The organism is Bacillus sp. E214, assembly GCF_008087365.1.
GTDB lineage: Bacteria > Bacillota > Bacilli > Bacillales > Pradoshiaceae > Pradoshia.
Genome location: NZ_VENN01000005.1, coordinates 207799 through 225712 on the forward strand (window position 1 = coordinate 207799; position 17914 = coordinate 225712).

General features: G+C 37.4%; 15 protein-coding genes and 1 riboswitch. Of the genes, 6 read left to right on the forward strand and 9 right to left on the reverse strand.

Features of this window, described 5'->3' with window-relative positions; translation table 11 throughout:
* Nucleotides 1-2: 2 nt before the first annotated feature.
* Entirely contained in the window at nucleotides 3-857 is an 855-nt protein-coding gene (locus FHY47_RS16210; RefSeq protein ID WP_140462145.1) for a DegV family protein, read from the forward strand.
* A gap of 409 nt (nucleotides 858-1266) precedes the next feature.
* Here FHY47_RS16210 and FHY47_RS16215 read toward each other — a convergent pair whose 3' ends face one another.
* Together FHY47_RS16215 and FHY47_RS16220 are read right to left on the reverse strand one after the other, a co-directional pair.
* On the reverse strand, nucleotides 1267-2928 hold the full coding sequence (locus FHY47_RS16215) for a M4 family metallopeptidase (RefSeq protein ID WP_140462144.1): 1662 nt from the start codon (nucleotides 2926-2928) through the stop codon (nucleotides 1267-1269).
* Nucleotides 2929-3208: 280 nt separating this feature from the next.
* Nucleotides 3209-4186, reverse strand: coding sequence for a tRNA dihydrouridine synthase (locus FHY47_RS16220; RefSeq protein ID WP_066108600.1), 978 nt, complete (start codon nucleotides 4184-4186; stop codon nucleotides 3209-3211).
* 451 nt (nucleotides 4187-4637) lie between these two features.
* Between FHY47_RS16220 and FHY47_RS16225 the strand changes: the two genes are divergently transcribed.
* A complete protein-coding gene (locus FHY47_RS16225; RefSeq protein WP_066108359.1) occupies nucleotides 4638-5666 on the forward strand; it encodes an HD domain-containing protein in 1029 nt (342 codons plus the stop codon).
* A 121-nt stretch (nucleotides 5667-5787) separates the two neighbouring features.
* Here the strand turns inward: FHY47_RS16225 and FHY47_RS16230 are convergent, their stop codons facing one another.
* From FHY47_RS16230 to bsh, 6 genes are all read right to left on the reverse strand, one after another.
* Nucleotides 5788-6804, reverse strand: coding sequence for an oxidoreductase (locus FHY47_RS16230; protein WP_066108362.1), 1017 nt, complete (start codon nucleotides 6802-6804; stop codon nucleotides 5788-5790).
* 228 nt (nucleotides 6805-7032) lie between these two features.
* The gene (locus FHY47_RS16235; protein WP_140462143.1) at nucleotides 7033-7944 is read right to left on the reverse strand and encodes a PTS system mannose/fructose/sorbose family transporter subunit IID; all 912 of its coding nucleotides are present in this window, start codon (nucleotides 7942-7944) and stop codon (nucleotides 7033-7035) included.
* A gap of 18 nt (nucleotides 7945-7962) precedes the next feature.
* The gene (locus FHY47_RS16240; RefSeq protein ID WP_066108368.1) at nucleotides 7963-8769 is read right to left on the reverse strand and encodes a PTS mannose/fructose/sorbose transporter subunit IIC; all 807 of its coding nucleotides are present in this window, start codon (nucleotides 8767-8769) and stop codon (nucleotides 7963-7965) included.
* Nucleotides 8770-8806: 37 nt separating this feature from the next.
* Entirely contained in the window at nucleotides 8807-9775 is a 969-nt protein-coding gene (locus FHY47_RS16245) for a mannose/fructose/sorbose PTS transporter subunit IIA (protein WP_066108371.1), read from the reverse strand.
* A 434-nt stretch (nucleotides 9776-10209) separates the two neighbouring features.
* Nucleotides 10210-10581, reverse strand: a complete 372-nt coding sequence (locus FHY47_RS16250) for a DUF956 family protein (RefSeq protein WP_066108374.1) — start codon at nucleotides 10579-10581, stop codon at nucleotides 10210-10212.
* A gap of 392 nt (nucleotides 10582-10973) precedes the next feature.
* Nucleotides 10974-11972, reverse strand: a complete 999-nt coding sequence (gene bsh, locus FHY47_RS16255) for a choloylglycine hydrolase (RefSeq protein WP_217491085.1) — start codon at nucleotides 11970-11972, stop codon at nucleotides 10974-10976.
* A 300-nt stretch (nucleotides 11973-12272) separates the two neighbouring features.
* On the opposite strand from bsh, the gene FHY47_RS16260 reads away from it, so the two are divergent.
* From FHY47_RS16260 to FHY47_RS16270, 3 genes are all read left to right on the forward strand, one after another.
* The gene (locus FHY47_RS16260) at nucleotides 12273-12944 is read left to right on the forward strand and encodes a response regulator transcription factor (protein WP_139892744.1); all 672 of its coding nucleotides are present in this window, start codon (nucleotides 12273-12275) and stop codon (nucleotides 12942-12944) included.
* A gap of 74 nt (nucleotides 12945-13018) precedes the next feature.
* On the forward strand, nucleotides 13019-14014 hold the full coding sequence (locus tag FHY47_RS16265) for a HAMP domain-containing sensor histidine kinase (protein ID WP_222861906.1): 996 nt from the start codon (nucleotides 13019-13021) through the stop codon (nucleotides 14012-14014).
* A 54-nt stretch (nucleotides 14015-14068) separates the two neighbouring features.
* The gene (locus FHY47_RS16270) at nucleotides 14069-14437 is read left to right on the forward strand and encodes a hypothetical protein (RefSeq protein ID WP_139892769.1); all 369 of its coding nucleotides are present in this window, start codon (nucleotides 14069-14071) and stop codon (nucleotides 14435-14437) included.
* A 503-nt stretch (nucleotides 14438-14940) separates the two neighbouring features.
* Here the strand turns inward: FHY47_RS16270 and ade are convergent.
* Nucleotides 14941-16650 carry an adenine deaminase gene (gene ade / locus FHY47_RS16275; protein WP_066108381.1) on the reverse strand — a complete coding sequence of 570 codons (1710 nt, stop codon included), beginning with the start codon at nucleotides 16648-16650 and terminating at the stop codon, nucleotides 14941-14943.
* An 84-nt stretch (nucleotides 16651-16734) separates the two neighbouring features.
* A riboswitch (purine riboswitch) is annotated at nucleotides 16735-16839 on the reverse strand.
* A 469-nt stretch (nucleotides 16840-17308) separates the two neighbouring features.
* Here ade and FHY47_RS16280 point away from each other — a divergent pair.
* Complete coding sequence (locus tag FHY47_RS16280) at nucleotides 17309-17800, forward strand: DinB family protein (protein WP_148631119.1); 492 nt, start codon at nucleotides 17309-17311, stop codon at nucleotides 17798-17800.
* The last annotated feature ends 114 nt before the right edge of the window (nucleotides 17801-17914 follow it).

Sequence of the window (17914 nt, forward strand, 5' to 3'; positions counted from 1 at the left end):
TCATGAAGAATATATCAATTATTACCGATGGAAGTTGCGATATCCCAGCAGAGGTAATCGAAAAATATGGAATAAAATTAATTCCTCTTCATTTTCAGTTTGAGGATCAAATAGAGTACGGTTCCGAACGTAAAATGGAAATTACGGAGTTTTATAATAGATTAGCAAATGGCGAGGTTGCCAAGACCAGTGCCAGCTCTCCTTCAGCCGCAATTCAAGTATTAAAAGAAGAATTGGAAAAAGGAAATGATATCATTTGTGTAACTCTTTCCAGCGCATTAAGCTGCACGTTTAATAATATTAGATTGGCAAGTCTGGAATTACTAGATTCATATCCGGAAAGTCGCATCGCCGTAATCGATTCCTTGACCGGTTCTATGGCTATGGGTATGTTAGTGGTTAAAGCTTGCATGATGAGAGATGAGAAGTATTCCTACGACCAAATTGTTGAATATCTGGAAGAAAACAAACAATCCTTCCACGTGGAATTTTACGTGAATGACTTACAATACTTAGCCAGAGGTGGCAGACTAAATCCGGCTATTGCGAAGATTGGTGGACTAATCGGAATCAAGCCAATCCTTTCTGTTACAGATAATGGAGTCATTGAATCTGTCTGCAAAGCTCGAAAAACATCCGGTGCAACCAAGCAAATCAAAGAAAGATTCCTAGCTTCAAATGTTGAGAGAGAAATGATTTGTATTTTACACTCTAATAATCTTGATCATGCATTATCCTTAAAAGCTGATCTTGAATTAGAACAATCCTTCGCGCAAGTATTCATCACCGAAATCGGCCCATCCATTGGCAGCCATACCGGTCCAGGGTGTCTAGGACTTGCTTATATAAAACAATAAATGAGAATAGAAAGGATATCTCCGACTGGGCGACAGGAGATTATCACCTAACTAAACTCAATGAGCCAATTAGAGTATCAGACATTGATATTATTGCCTCAATAAGAGACGAAAAGAGATTGGGACAAAAGGTCTCCAGCATCTATAAAAGCCGAACTATTATATAATGCAGTGTTAACATCAATTATTAATAATAGTTCGGCTTTTTCTATTTAGATTAATAAAAATCAAATACATCATTCGGTTTTAGACATAGTAAATTTAGTTATGTCCCAGCCTCTTTTTAATGTAGAAATTTCCTACTCTAGATCGCTAATAGTTTATATATGCACATAAAAAATCCCTTAAACTCATCGTCTAAGGGAGCAAATAAATATAAACTAACCTTCCTTCAAGTCATCTGGATGAATTAATAGATTCCCACCGCATCAAAACCAGATTGTACGGCCGCCTCTTCCTCGCTGCCTTCACCATACAAATCAATAGCAGACTGCACAATTGCGTTCCGAGCATCGCTAAAATTGGAATTAGAGGTTAAATAAACCGTTAAAGCTCGATAGTAGATTTTCCCCAATTTTTCTCTTCCAAGTTCTTGACCGATCAGGTATGCAGCATGGTTTGTAATAGATGAATTAACATGGACACCACCGCCATCTACGGAAGTCGGCATATGATAAAACTCATCCATATGGTCTGGATAGACACCACCATTTGTGCTATATTCTCTTCTTTGCTCGTTGCTGACGATTACACTGTTAGGATTACTTAAACTGCGCAATACCGTCACCCCTTCAGCTTTGGCAGCTGGTGCCATAATATCCTCTCCCATTTCCCAGTCACCATCATCAACTAGTACACCAAACACGTCAGCAAAAGACTCGTTTAGTGCTCCTGATTGATTCCGGTAAACCAGATTAGCTGAGTGAGAAATTACACCATGGGTCATTTCATGAGCAGCTACATCAAGACCTGCTGCCAGAGAAATCATAAACTCTCCATCTCCATCACCGTAGGTCATCCAACGTCCGTTCCAGGAAGCATTATTATAATTGGTACCATAGTGGACTTTAGATATAATTGCCATTCCCTCTCCATCTAGAGAATTACGGCCATGCTTGTTTAGAAAATACTCGTATACTTTTTCGGAATTATAGTGCGCATCGACAGCAGCACGATCGTAGTCTTTGATAAATGAAGCTGAATTCCCTACATAAAGCGTATCATTACTGGAAGTGTTATCGTTTTTGGCATCGTATGTTTCAATTCCACCAAGGTTAGCATGAGCATAATCCGCTAAAGAAAACTTAGTACCAGAATTCGCTTCCTTTACACGGGTAATGTGTAATTCTCTGCGTTCTCCATGCACACCGATTCCTGTACCTTTTTGTGTTTTTCTTTCAGCGGCATGCATGATGGCATTATACTGATCAATTATCTCACCCGTTTGTGCATCTACAAAGACAAACCAGTTTCCAGGTTCCACACCCATAAAGTTAACATTTACTTTATAGACTGTATGGTTTTCTCCTTTAAAAGGATAGACAACCAATTCAGTAGTAGGTTCATATGTCAGCTCTTCAGGGGCTTTAACAGAGGATAAGGCTTCTTTTACTGCTCTTTCACTGCTTAAAGAGACAGCTGTATTCACTTTTGATTCACTAAGTGTCTGATTCATCCTACCATTAACGGATTCAACTTCATTATCCTTATTAAAATGAACGATAATGTCTGAACCTTCAACATTTACTCCATTTACCGTCTGATTAAAGCGGATATGCGTCATGCCCAGTTCATCCTTTTGTACATCTTTCACCTTCAAGTTTTTCTCCGGATTACTGATTCCAGTCTTTCCTTGACTATTCTTCAAATAATTCAAAGCATTGGAAGGGGTACTAGAAGAGTATTTTTCAGCAGACCGCTCCTTCACGAATAAAGGAACGCTAGCCCTCTCATTCCACTCCTTACTAACTGCTTTCGAATTAACTGGCTGTGCAATTACACTTCCGGCCGGAATCGAGCCTACTAATATAGCGGATGTTAAAAGTACTGGTACTATCAATTTTTTCTTCAATGTATTCCCTCCACTAAACCCTATTTTATTCATTATAAATCGGAGGAAGAATAATATCATGAATAATTTGAATTATTAAAATATTTAAATCGATAGATAGTTAATCCTACAATACTAGAAGCAGCAATAGATTATTCTAAAGGAAAAACCCTTAGACATGCGGAAAACACGCAGTTCCAAGGGTTATTTTAAGATTAGGATTAATTCATAACATACCATACAGATTTGAAATCCGTTCTACTATAGAGAAGTAGCAACAATTTTCTCATTCGATTGCTTCTTACTTTTCGTCCATCCCATTAAGCTCTTCAAATTTATCGATCAATGCACGCGCTTCATCTGAGGACTTCGTATTCATCAACTCATTTCTTAATTCACCAGCCCCATGGAATCCACGGACATAGATTTTAAAGAAACGATGAAGATGTGTATACTTGCGAGCTACTACTTCTAAATATTTATCATGGAGATCTAAATGCAGCCTCAAGAGATCCAGCAATTCCTTACTGCTATGTTCCTTTGGCTCATGCTCAAAGGCAAATGGATTTTTGAAAATACCACGCCCAATCATAATCCCATCTACACCGTATTGTTCAGCCAGTTTCAATCCCATTTCACGGTCAAGGATATCTCCATTGATCGTTAAAAGTGTATCGGGTGCGACCTGATCACGAAGTTTCTTAATCTCCGGAATAAGCTCCCAATGAGCATCTACTTTACTCATTTCATCTCTTGTACGCAAATGAATAGAAAGATTAGCAATGTCTTGCTTCAATATATGTGTCAGCCAATCACGCCATTCGTCTATATCCGCGAAACCAAGCCGCGTCTTCACACTTACCGGCAATCCCCCAGCTTTAGCTGCTTGTATTAAATCGGCTGCAACTTCGGGACGGCAGATCAGACCACTTCCCTTCCCATTGTCAGCTACATTAGGTACGGGACATCCCATATTGATATCTATGCCTTTAAACCCTAACTCCGCCATACCAATACTCATTTTTCGGAAGTTTTCAGGCCTGTCACCCCAAATATGGGCTACCAACGGTTGTTCATCCTCTGTATAGGCTAAACGTCCACGCACACTCTCTTTTCCCTGAGGGTGACAATAGCTTTCCGAATTTGTAAACTCTGTAAAAAACACATCAGGTCTCCCAGCTTCACTCACGACATGACGAAAAACAACATCCGTCACATCTTCCATTGGTGCCAGTACAAAAAAAGGTCGTGGTAGATCACGCCAAAAATTTTCTTTCATATTCAAATTCCAATCCTCTCATTAAATGGGATATCATATAAAAATCTATCCCAAAACTAAACAGAAATAATCTTCTTTTACACTTATAGCATGCTTGGGCACTTTTTATCAAACTATAGAAATTTTGAACATATTATCCCTTATTATGAACAAAAAGTACAAAGAAAACCAGGAAAATTAGGTCCAGTCTGGTCAATGGTAAAGTACATCATCCATGTTCATATTCATTACTTACTTATTTCCAAATTATTTTACTAAGATATTGAATTGCTAATCTGAATAATTCCTAGTAAGAGAACCAATATATTAATGGAATGGAACAGAAGAAATCAAATAGACGATATTTCACTTGATTGTCTTCCTCATCAGTCTTAGCTTATAGATGTTATAATTATTTTTATATAATATATCCCTAACTATAAGAGGAAAAGAAATGAAGGAGGGAAACTCAATGACGGAAAAGAGGATAGATTCATCTAAGGTTAAAAAGATACCTGAAGTCGAAAAGGCAGATGAAGAGTGTACACTATATACGCCAAATACGTGGTTCGGAAATGCCATCCTGCATCGAGCAATTCTCTTTGCAACGAAAGCACATCAAGGACAGACTCGTAAAGGAACCGATATTCCGTATATTTCTCATCCATTCGAGGTTGCCCAGATTCTAACCTCTGCCGGCTGTAATACTGCGCTGATTATTGCAGGCCTGCTACATGACGTTCTGGAAGATACAGACGAGACTTCTGATGCAATTGAAAACGAGTTTGGTCCTTTAGTTTTATCCCTTATTCAGTCAAACAGCGAGGACAAGTCACGCAGCTGGGAAGAGCGAAAGCAGCATACCATCGACTACATGACAGAGTCAGCTAGCTTTGAAGAGCTCTTACTTGCCTGCGCGGACAAACTATCCAATCTCCGCAGTATTAAAGCAGACTATATTGAATGCGGAGACGAACTATGGACCAGGTTCAACCGTGGAAAAGAGCAGCAGAGCTGGTATTACAGTAGGCTAATTGATGCATTTGCACCCCTGCATGAATATGATATGTATTGGGAAATTTCCAATCTGTATACGGATATTTTCGTAACCTATTATCGTGAATTTAACGAAGGTGCAGAAATTATTTATCAGACCAATGGTCAGGAGACTTACTTCTACCATGAGGACAATTGCCAATGGATACCCATTATGCTCGATGAGTGGGAAAAAATTCAACCGACACTGACTGCCATTTCGAAAAGAGAAGCTCTTGAGATGGAAAATAGACTTCGTGAAGACTATCCGTCTCCGATGTGCTTGTTACGTCATCAACGCGATCCGAATATGATAGTCTTATACGCCAAAAAGCTACTGCGTGAAGGTCATAGTCCTAGACTATTCGCTGATCTGTGGAATAATATGGGCGGCGGAATTCCAGCCCATACTTTGCGCGCAATAGAATGTGCATTTCTGGCTCTCTACGAGCAAAAAGATCAATAAGATATGTGAGGCTGGTTAGCATCACATACAACTGTGTTTTCCTAAAAAAGTGGACAGCCCTCAATACCATGCATAGTGTGCCGTATTGGGGGCTGTCTCTATCATTTAATTTTATTTTATTTTATTTTAAATTCTTAATGCCAGTTTCTAATATTTCCATTTGCAGCAGTGTCTGTTCATCTGTAATAGTTTTATCTTTACCATTCATAATGGCTTCATATAAATCATCATACACTAACCCATAATCACCATTGATGGATTTCACTTTTTCTTCATGGATGGTACCTTCTTCATCAACATATGTCAGTACACCATAATGTTCTAGCGTATCTACTCCAAAATCCTTGTTATCCGGCATGTAAAATAATTTTAGGTGTTCTTCCTGGCGGTCCTTCGTTGCTTTCACAAAGCATCCCTTTTTACCGTAAACTACAAAGCTAGGCCTTTCTTTAATTCTAAAATAACTGGATTTTACAGTAACCTTCAATTCAGCATAATATAGATCTAAATCAAAATAATCATTCATTTTGCCTTGCCCCAATAATTGCCTAACATCATAGTGGATGTGATCCGGCTTGCCGAAATAGCTGATAACCTGATCCAATGTATGGCATGCATGTCCATATAAAAATGACATAGCAGGATCGAAAGTAGTAGTGGATTCTGGTACTTCGGGGCGGAAATAGTCAAAATGCATTTCTACTTCCAGCAGTTCTCCTAGCTTCCCTTCTTCGATAACCTTTTGAACAGTTAAAAAATCACTATCAAAGCGTCTGTTTTGGTAAGCTTGAACAATTAGTCCCTTCTCACGCGCGATTGCAAATATTTCTTTTGCCTGCTCGGAGGTTTCCATAAAAGGCTTCTCAACTAAACAATGTTTATTATGTTCTAATACCAATTTGGCGTATTCATAATGACTGTCATGTTTTGTACAAACTACAATGAGTTGTATATCTTTATCATTTAACAGTTGATCTAAGTCAGATGTATAAGTGACCCCTGGAATCCGATCCCAGCTTTCATGTTTAGGATTCCTTTGATAAATTGTCTTTACCTTTATATTCTTTCTTTGCAGGACGAACGGTAAATGGTATCTGTTCGTGCTTTTCCCATTTCCAATATAGCCAATTGTAAGCATGGCAGCCTCCTAAAATATAAATTTATACTTTTTCTTCTATTAAGCAATAGTTTAATTCAAAATGGTTTCCATTGATATGTATATAGTAGTAATGATCAAGTTTCTGGCGGTATATAAAGAGCACCCCCTGAAAATGATTCGCTCAATTTCAGGAGGTGCTTCCCTATTTGTTTAACAGTCTTATAATCTATCTTTGTATAAGTCTGAACAAGCTTTATAAATTTATTTTTACATGATGCCTAATACATGGAAGACAACACCAACGACGAACAATCCAAGGATCATTACGATTGGTGATACTTTCTTCCTAAGCAGCCACATACAAAGAAGTGTTAATAGCAATCCAGATAAGCCTGGGATTAAACTATCTAAATTTTGTTGTAGAGTTGTTACTTTAACATCACTTAATGATAGACCAGCAGCTTGTTGTTCCAACGCTGTTTTAATTCCCTCTGCTCCTGCAGGTAACTTATCCCAATCAATATAGGCACCTTCATCAAGCTGAACGGTGGATACAGTTGGCGTAAACTTAACAGAAACCCAACGGTTAACTAATGCACCAAGGATAAACATCCCGAGTATCGATGCACCTTTAGTAATATCTCGAAGTAACCCGCCAGATAAGTCATCTGTAATTTTAGATCCTGCTTTGTAACCAAATTCCTGTGTATACCAAGTGAATCCCATACGAATAAGATTCCATAAAACGAAGTAAAGAATCGGTCCAAGTATATTACCAGTCATGGCAAGAGAAGCTGCTAACGCACCAAGGATTGGCTTAACCGTGAACCAGAAAACTGGATCTCCGATACCCGCTAAAGGTCCCATCATACCAACTTTAACACCTTGAATAGCTACGTCATCAACCGGTGCACCATTTGCACGTTCTTCCTCAAGCGCTAAAGTTACCCCGAGTATAGGTGAAGCTACATATGGATGAGTGTTAAAGAACTCTAAGTGACGTTTTAGTGCAGCAGAGCGGTCTTCTTTTGTTTTATATAATCTTTTAATAGCTGGAATCATTGCATACGCCCAACCACCGTTTTGCATTCGTTCATAGTTCCAAGAACCTTGAATGAAGGTTGAACGCCACCAAACAGAAATACGATCTTTTTTCGATAATCTCAATTCTTTTTCCACTTTCTGTCCTCCTCCTTCTTAGTAATTATCAATAATAGCGCCTATTGGATCACCTGTATTACCATTTCCGCCATTACCTGAACCGCCTTGTTTAGAAAGAGCTAAATAGATGAGTGCTAGAGCCACACCGATAGCACCTAAACCAATAAGTGTAATTTCTGTAACAGTTGCTAATACGAATCCAATTGCAAAGAATGGCCATACTTCTTTTGTAGCCATCATATTAATAACCATTGCATAACCAACAGCTACAACCATTCCACCACCGATAGCTAAACCATTTGTCAGCCACATTGGCATAGATTCAAGCAAGCTACGAACCGGACCTGCACCAATGGCTAAAATTAATCCAGCTGGGATTGCAATACGTAATCCTTGCATACAGATTGCAGCAATGTGCCAAAATTCTACTACTCTGATATTTCCTTCTGCAGCTGCAGCATCCATAAAGTGAACAAATGCAGTCGCAATCGTACGACAGATAATTGTTAATAAAAGGCCAGCAACTGCAAGCGGAACTGCAATCGCGATTGCAGAAGATACTCCATCTTGACCTTGTCCACTTAAAACTAAAATAATAGCAGATGCAACTGATGCTAACGCAGCATCCGGTGCTACGGCTGCTCCAATATTTGCCCATCCTAAAGCAATCATTTGAAGCGTACCGCCTAAGATAAGACAAGGTACAAGTTCTCCTGTAACTAAGCCGATTAACGTACATGCAATAATTGGCTGATGGAAATGGAATTCATCCAAAATTCCTTCTACACCGGCTAAGAATGCTACGAAAAGGACTAATATTATTTGAATAATAGTCAAATCCATAATGATTTATCCTCCCTTTTTTTCGTGATAATCATGATTATTTTTGTTTGTTTAACTCTTCTTGAGCCTTCTTGATAATCTCGTCCATGTTGCCTTTTGAATCGTTCGGAACTTTACGTACATCAAATTTCAAACCACGCTCTTTTAAACTAGCAAAAGCCTCAATATCCTCTTGATTGAATGCCAATACCTTATTCGGTTGAACTTTACCAGGTGAGTGTGCCATAGAACCAACATTGATTGTCTCTAATGGAACGCCACCTTCAACCGCCCTAAGTGCATCCTGCGGGTTTTCGAAAAGAAGCAATGCGCGCTGACCGCCAAAGTGTTGATCATCTTTTGCAAGTTCAATCATTTTATGTACAGGAACAACATGTGCCCTTACACCTGGTGGAGCAGCTTGTTGGATTAATTTCTTACGAAGATCGTCCTTAGCTACTGTATCAGATACAACAATGATACGAGTAGGATTTGTTGCTTTAGTCCAACCAGTCGCTACTTGTCCGTGAAGCAAACGAGAGTCGATGCGAGCTAACACGTACTCAAATTTACCAGGCGCACCTGCAGTTGACGGTTTATCAGCAGGTTTAACCTCTGTAACGGGTTCTAACTCTTCTGGTTTAACTTTAACTCCTTCTTTAGCAGTGCCCAAAATATGAGCGGCAATTTCATGTGCTTTGTTCATTGAAAAACGAGATGCAAAAGCTTCAATCAACATTGGCAAGTTCATACCAGCAACGATTGCCCATTTGTCTTGGTGATCTTCAAGCAAGCTATTGGCTTGGTTGAAAGGAGTACCACCCCAAAGATCGACTAAGAATAAGACTTCATCTTGGTTATCGAAAGAGGCAATTGCTTCTTTCATTTTTGCCTTTACATCATCAGGTCCTTCGCTCGGCATCAATGTAACAGCTTTTACATTTTCTTGTACTCCGAAGATCATTTCTCCAGATTGCAAGAGACCATTCGCAAATTCACCATGACTAGCAATGATAATCCCTACCATCTTTTTACCTCCTATTATTATTGTTACAAGCAAACTAATACGGTAAAACACGTCTATTTCTATATTTCTATAGATGTGTTTTCCAACCATCTGAAAACGACTATATTCGACAAAAAAAGACATAAAAAAAAGTGATTAAATGAAGTTATAGGTACAAAGACTCCCCTTTTTCTCTTCATCAATCAATACTTTTTACTTACATCTAATCGAAGTAGTATCGCGTAAAAAATAAAGGAGATGGTTATTTAGACTAGCTTTTCGAAAATTTCAATAAACTTTCTTAGTGATTATAGCACGCTATATAATCCGCTTTCAAGCAGGATTAAAATTTTCTATGTCCAAAGCCTCTTTGCCAAGGACATTTACATACCGTGCAATTTTTGTTTTTTTCGACAAAAAAAAGACAAGTACTAACTTATCTTTTTTTAAAACTATTACTTTTTAAATATACTACTCATACCGCGTTTGACCACATCAAAGAAACTTAATGATTGCACCATATGAGCGGGATCAACATGTTCACGAATGACTCGCAAAACTTTTTTTGAATCCTTCGAGGAGAATGTAAATGTCCCATTTCGTTTAGTTTGAATAGCATAACGCGGAATCCATTTCCCTTTAAACATGATAGAAGCAATCACATAATCAACTTCCTCCCAAGGAATTTGAATAAATTTACGAGCATCACGTTCATTAAAGAATTCAAATCCTTTGTCACCAATCATAATTTTTCCGTATTCAGGAAGCCCGTTATGTGAGGTCGCATCAATAACTAACTCGACTTTTGTATTGATTGATTGAACCATTTGATATACTACTCCATTTCTCTCTTTTAATATTCATTATTATACGCATTTTCTCACTTTAAGTGAATAGAGTTAATAAACATAGAAAAACCAGCATCATAGATAAAACTAAACAAGTAGATGCTTGCCAGTGGATATTACTACTAACTGAGCTTATCTAGAATAATGAAAGATATTAATCAACTTAATGAAGATCCTTTCAATCCTAAAGACAATAACTGCTCAACTCCTTCACTCAATTGCCGAGAAAATGCCTGCATTTCCGGAGTCTATACATATTGATAAATCCAATACTGGAAAAATCAAAAGGCAGCGTCCCATTAGCTAAGGACGGAGTGCCTTTTAATATAAGTTACGAAATATTTTTCGCTTATGTAAACTCTTAGGTAAACCTAATTCTGATAATTGAAATCCTGGTTTGTGAGGTATTTAAAGATTTTAAGATTTGTCCCCTCTAATTGTTCCTTATGCATATCTATCGCATTGATACGATTATTTTCATACGTTTTATAGTAATAAACACCTTTTTCTTGATCCATACAAGAAGAATAGGTTGTACCATCCTCTAACCCATCATCTGTAAGGACCCCTCCTTTAACCATTTTTACATAATCCAGCATATGAAAAAATTGTGTAATAGAATGTATATCTCCTTCAATTTTAGGCATATGTGTACGAATATAAGCTATCCTTACAAATCTGGAAACGGAAGCAAAGTCTCCGGGTATCCCTAATGTTCCAGCTCCAATGCCTAGTGCTTTTAATGTTTGCTTGCCCCATTTTGTTTCTTTTGGTGAAATTGGTGTCAGATGTAAATACTCATTCAAGTTAGTTAAATGCCAATCAAAGGTAGGATTGTTGGTCAAAACTCCTATCAGATTGTCATGTACAGTCAATCGGTCTTTTGTCTTTTCTACCACAATAGCCTTTCCTGTCTTATCTGTAATCATCCAGTGAAGCATTGAAACAGGTGTATTTTCATTGATTGGGCAATCCACAAGTTCTAAATGCTCAATTCCACGTTTAACTTCTTCTACTGTTTCGTGATTTGATAAAACCCATTGTATAAAGTCGTAGGGTGCAATATTATTTTTCCCTTCAATCGGTTCTTTCTCAAAGTACGCGTACCCTTCAAAATTTAATCCTGCGCAGGCTAGGCCAACTTCGTTCATAGCATCCGCCAGAAGAGGATGGTTATCAATTACCGTCCCCATTCCAATGATAGCGCGTTTATTGGTTACCATATTACCTGAGACTCTATCTTGATATTGATAATTTCTTGGGATAATCATAACTGCTTGATTGAAGTAATAGGCTAAGTCCATATTCCTTCCAAAAAACCACTTACCCTCTTGAGATTGAATACTTAATCCTGTACAAATATCGGTCACCTCATTTTTATATTACAAAAGATCAGATATGCAAAAATAACCATCTATCATCCACTATATTTTTCTGCATTTTTTAATTTTTATACAAGCTATGTTCACATCGTAATCATTATTGAATCAGTTTTGTTTAAAGACTCTAGATTAGGCTCTCATTAGTATCAGTCAACAATAGACCAATTTCTTCTTCTGATGGTTCTTATAGCATATCTTTTATTTATCTATTAGACGTTTTAATAATACGTTAACATTTCGTAAACAATCACATGCTATAATGTCAAAAATACAACGAGGAGAATACATATGTTTCAAATATTAGTAGTAGAAGATAATGAAAATTTAAATCAGACAGTCTGTACTTATTTGAACCTAAACGGCTATCAAGCTAAAGGTGTTCAAAATGTCAATGATGCCTATGATGCGATGACTGACCATATATTTGATTTAATTATTTCTGACATAATGATGCCGGGGATTGATGGATTTGAATTTGCTAAGTCTGTTAGGGAATTGAACAATGATATCCCTATGTTATTTATGACAGCAAAGGAAGATCTCGAATCAAAAAGAAAAGGATTCCATGCCGGTGTGGATGATTACATGGTTAAACCTGTAGATTTGGATGAATTACTCCTTCGACTGGAAGCATTGCTCCGCAGGGCAAAAATTGCATCCAATAAAAAAATCGAAATTGGCCAGCTGAGGCTTGATATCGAAGAGCATACAGCTTATTTGAACGAGGAAGAAATCAATCTGACAGTAAGAGAATTCAAGTTATTGTATAAGCTGTTGTCATACCCAAAGAAAACATTTACAAGAACTCAATTGATGGATGAGTTCTGGGATGCCGAATCCCAGTCCGGACCACGTGTAGTGGATGTTTATATTACAAAATTGAGAGATAAGTTTTCTGCGTGCAAGGATTTTGAAATTGTCACCGTGCATGGATTAGGATATAAAACGGTACTCAAATGAAAATTACAACAGATGAACGAAATAGGAAAAAGTTTTTATTTAATTTTGGGAGATTCCTAATATTTTTTATACTGATGGCATTTGTAGTTACCTGCAATCTGGTACTGTTTTTACATTGGGTTGATTTGACGACGGAAGAAATGAAAGCTGCTGTTCCCATTACCTTCTTAAACGTTATCATTCTCACATTTATTTTCAGTATGATTGATGAAATTCGCCGTACCTTGATGGTAAGAAAACCAATAGCACGGATTCAGGCAGGTCTGGATGAAATAATGTCCGGCAATTTCAAGACACAGATTCCCTATATTAGAAATGAAAAAAGTAGCAATGAATTCGATGCAATTATCAAAGGGATTAATGAGCTGGCTGTAGAGTTGTCTGGAGTAGAAACTCTCCGAACAGATTTCATTTCAAATGTCTCTCATGAAATTAAGACTCCCCTTGCGGCTATCCAAAATTATGGAACACTGCTTCAGGGACATTCCCTTTCAGAAAAACAGAAGGTAGAATATGCAAAGGCCATTACCGAGCAGACAAGAAGATTATCTGGTCTGATTACAAATATATTGAAATTAAATCGCCTGGAAAATCAACAAATCTTTCCTGAGAGAAAATACTATAATTTAACAGAACAGATTCGCGAATGTTTACTTCTATATGAACAGTCATGGGCAAGTAAGAACATTAATATTGAAACCGATCTAGAGGAAGATATTTTCATACACGAAGATGCCGAACTGTTAAGTCTAGTATGGAACAATCTGTTTTCAAATGCGATAAAGTTTACAGATAATGGCGGAGCTGTTGGTGTTAAGGTGAAAAAAGAAGGACTTACCGCATTTGTAGAAGTCAGCGACAGCGGTTGTGGCATTAGCCCGGAAACAGGGAAGCATATTTTCGAAAAATTTTATCAGGGGGATACTTCCCATGCTGTGCAGGGAAACGGTTTGGGACTAGCTTTGGTAAAGAAAGTGATTGATATAGTTGGTGGCGATATTCATGTACAAAGTACATTAGGAGAAGGAAGTACGTTTACTGTCTACTTAAGGGAGAGCGTCATCAAATAAAATTATAGAAATATTGTCTTATGCGTAAATATAAATCAGAAATGGAGGACAATGATGGAAAATAGTAAATTTGAGTATATATATTCTGCAAAAAGGCAGGCAGAAATAGAAGCTATTAAAAAGAAATATATGAAAAAGGAAGATGATCCATTCGAACAGTTACGAAATTTGGATAAAAGTGCAGAAAGACCAGGAACAATCTTGGCCATTATGTCAGGCCTTATAGGAACATTATTGTTTGGAATAGGTATGAGCTGCTGTCTAGTATGGGGTGAACAGCTTTTAATACCAGGAATAATCATAGGTTTTTTAGGACTTGTGCTAATAAGCGTTGCCTATCCCATATATGTGAAAATAACAAAAAGAAAACGAGAGAAACTAGCACCAAAGATACTGTCTTTAAGCGAGGAATTATTAAAATAGATTTCATAAGGGAAGTAGAACATCCTATAAACGGTAATCGTTTATAGGATTCTTTTATATATAGATAATATTTTTTCATTTTAACATTTAGTAAACATTTCTTTTGCAATTCACAAACATCAAATAGGTAAGATAAAACTATCAAATGAAGTATACAAAGGAGATATTACAAGATGGAAAACAAAAAGACTTTTATTACATTATTGATTGATGCTGCAGAAGGGTATGTGCTTACACTAGGTTTGTCGAATCCACCTTATAAAGTTATCCAATAATCACTGCATTCTCAAATATAAAAAGGTAGCGCCCTTATTACGCAGGGATACTGCCTCATTTCAATAAGCTTTGCGACACTTTTTCACTGAATTAGTTATACATACAGGTGCTCCATCCAATGGATATTTTTAAACAAATTTACTGGGGAGGATTCATACGCACTAGCACAAACAAAGAAGGGCCTCTCAAAAATCATTGATGACTTTAGAGAGGCCCCTCTGATTAATTTATACACTTACATCTACAAACGTAAATGTATCAACATCAAACAATCCTTGATTCGTAAGCTTTAACGAAGGAATAACTGGCAAGGCCAAAAAGGATAATGTTAGTAAAGGTGAGAATTCATCCGTAATTCCAAGTGATGACAGTGCAATCAGCAACTGGCTGTATTGCTTATTTAATTCTTCAGGTGAGATAGTTGTCATTAATCCTGCCACAGGCAATGATAATGAAGCGATTGTCTCTCCATTGCAAGCAATTGAAATACCTCCGCCAATTTTCTCAAGCTCCCTGATTGCGACATCCATATCTTCATCATTCTTTCCGATGCAGATAATATTATGCGAATCATGAGCAATCGTTGTAGCAATAGCTCCTTTTTGCAGACGGAAGCCCTTTACAATACCGACTCCTACACTTCCTGTACCTTTATGTCTTTCGACTACAGCCATTTTCACGAAATCCTCTTCTTCACTTGGCACAAACAGGCCATTGACAACCGGTACCTTGTATTGCGCTTTTTTCGTCACAATCGAATTAGGAATAATTTCAATTACCCTCGCTATATCAGTAGTCAATGACAGACGCAAAAGCTCTTTTGAGTAGCTTCCCAATATAACGGTATTTTCAAAAGACGCTTCTTTCTCTTGTTCGTTATCTTCTTCGTAACGGATTCCGTTTACCCAAACAGAATGTATATCAAAGCCTTCAATGGCATTCAATAAAATAAAATCAGCATCATAGCCAGGCGCAATTGCCCCTTTTCCTTTTAGATTATAGCATTGAGATGCATTAAGAGATGCCATTCTCATAATAGAATATACATCGATTCCAGCCTTTAAGCATTCACGTACATGATAATCAATGCTTCCCTCTTCCAATAGATCATCTATATGCTTATCATCTGTACAAAACATTAAACGATGTGAAAGCTCTTTACTATAGCCGGCTAACAAATCATGAAGATTGCGGGCAGCAGAGCCTTCGCGAAGCATCACATACATACCTCGTCTGACGCGTTCAATCATTTCCTCTGGTTTTACGCATTCGTGATCCGTTGTAATACCCGCTGTCAAATAGGCATTAATATCTTTTCCGCTTAAACCGGCACCATGTCCGTCAATCGGAACATTGTTGATCATTGCCCCTGACAGCTTTGCCATTATATCTTCCTGACCAGATAATACTGCAGGGAAATCCATCACTTCCGCCAAGCCAAGCACAAGCTTATGATTATAAAACGGCGCAAGATCCTCAGCCGTCAGAGTCCCTCCATTGTCCTCAAAGGAAGTTGCCGGGACACAGGACGGCAGTTGATAGCGATAATTCAATAGACAGTTTTCACTGTCCTGCAACATCCATTCTATTCCTTTTAATCCTTGGACATTAGCTATTTCATGAGGATCTGTGATAATAGTTGTAATCCCTCGCGGTAAAACAGCTTTTTGAAATTGAGAAGGAGAAAGCATACTAGATTCGATGTGGACGTGTGAATCAATTAAACCCGGAACCATTGTATATGGAGTGCCATCGATTTCCTTTTTACCATTATAGTGGCCGATACCTACGAACTTACCATTATGAATGGCAACATCTGCACGCTCCATTTCATCCGTAAACACATTTACTAATTGAACATTTTTAATAACTAACTCAGGTAAACTGATATTTCTTGCCGCTAGTATTTGGGATTTGATTTGTTTTGGGGTTTTCATCTTATTCCTCCTCATTTTTTGCTCGGCGGGAAAAATAAGAAAGTAGAAGGATGTATAAATAAAATATAGCAGTTTACTATACATTCTGTACGTATCTATTCCCGTAGACGAACTAATTAAAGTGGTTAGTTTGTAGAAACTCTTGGACCATATTTCCAAGATTATACGAGTTTATTTTTATAATTTAGTTGTTTTTATTTCGTAAACCTTTTTTGCATTCTAACAACGCATGCAGTGATAGTCAATGAAAATATTTTTACTAAATTTATTTTTGTGAAAAGAAGCATTTACCTTATTATTTTAATCTTAAACTTCCTGGTATGGGATCAATAGCTTTTATCACCAGGAATAATCGTAGGTTTATGAGGAATTTGTTAAGCATAGCCTACCTATCCCATATATAAGAACTTTATTTGTTATGTGGAAGGAATACATGCTGGATGCGCCGAATAAAGTCAGAGTATTATAGTTTGGTTGTATTCTCAATATAAATGTATAGAGCATTTTATTGAGAATTTATCCGTCCTTATAAAGCCAACAGTCCAAAATGATGGTTATTTTATGCGTATGAGTGGCTTTTTGCTAAATAGATTATAGGATTATTATTATAGTCAGCTTTTGACTTTAAATTACCCTAAACAGGGAGGAGATTGGTAGTATGCAAGTCGTAACGAAATTGTTTTTAGAACAACTCGACATGCATTGCTATGAGAATGAATGGTTTGCTTCCATGAATCAGGCACTACATGGAGTTACCGCAGCTGAAGCAGCATGGAGAAGTTCGGAAAACAGCAATTCGATTTGGCAAATTGTCAACCACTTGATATTTTGGAATGAAGATGTAATTCATCGAATTAAGGGAACCGAGAATCCGCATAAGCCAGAAAACAATGAAGAAACCTTCGGAAATCCAGGGAATCCAGAAGACGAAATCAGATGGATCCAGACAGTGCAGCGCCTTAATGAAGTCATGAATAAATTAAAAACGGTCATTGCGGACCTTGAGGATGAAAAGCTAAAAACTTTATATGCAGCTAACAGGTACTCTATTGAGCGTTTACTCAGCAATATCATGATGCACGATTCGTATCATATCGGCCAAATTGTTCTATTGCGAAAGTTGCAATCCTCTTGGGATAGCATTTGGTAGGTAACCTGACAATCAGATAAGACAATTCACATTAAATCCAGCTTTGTAAATTCATTGTAAGAAACCTAAAAAGGCAGCGCCCCAATGAGGGCTGCTGCCTTTTTCATTATAAGC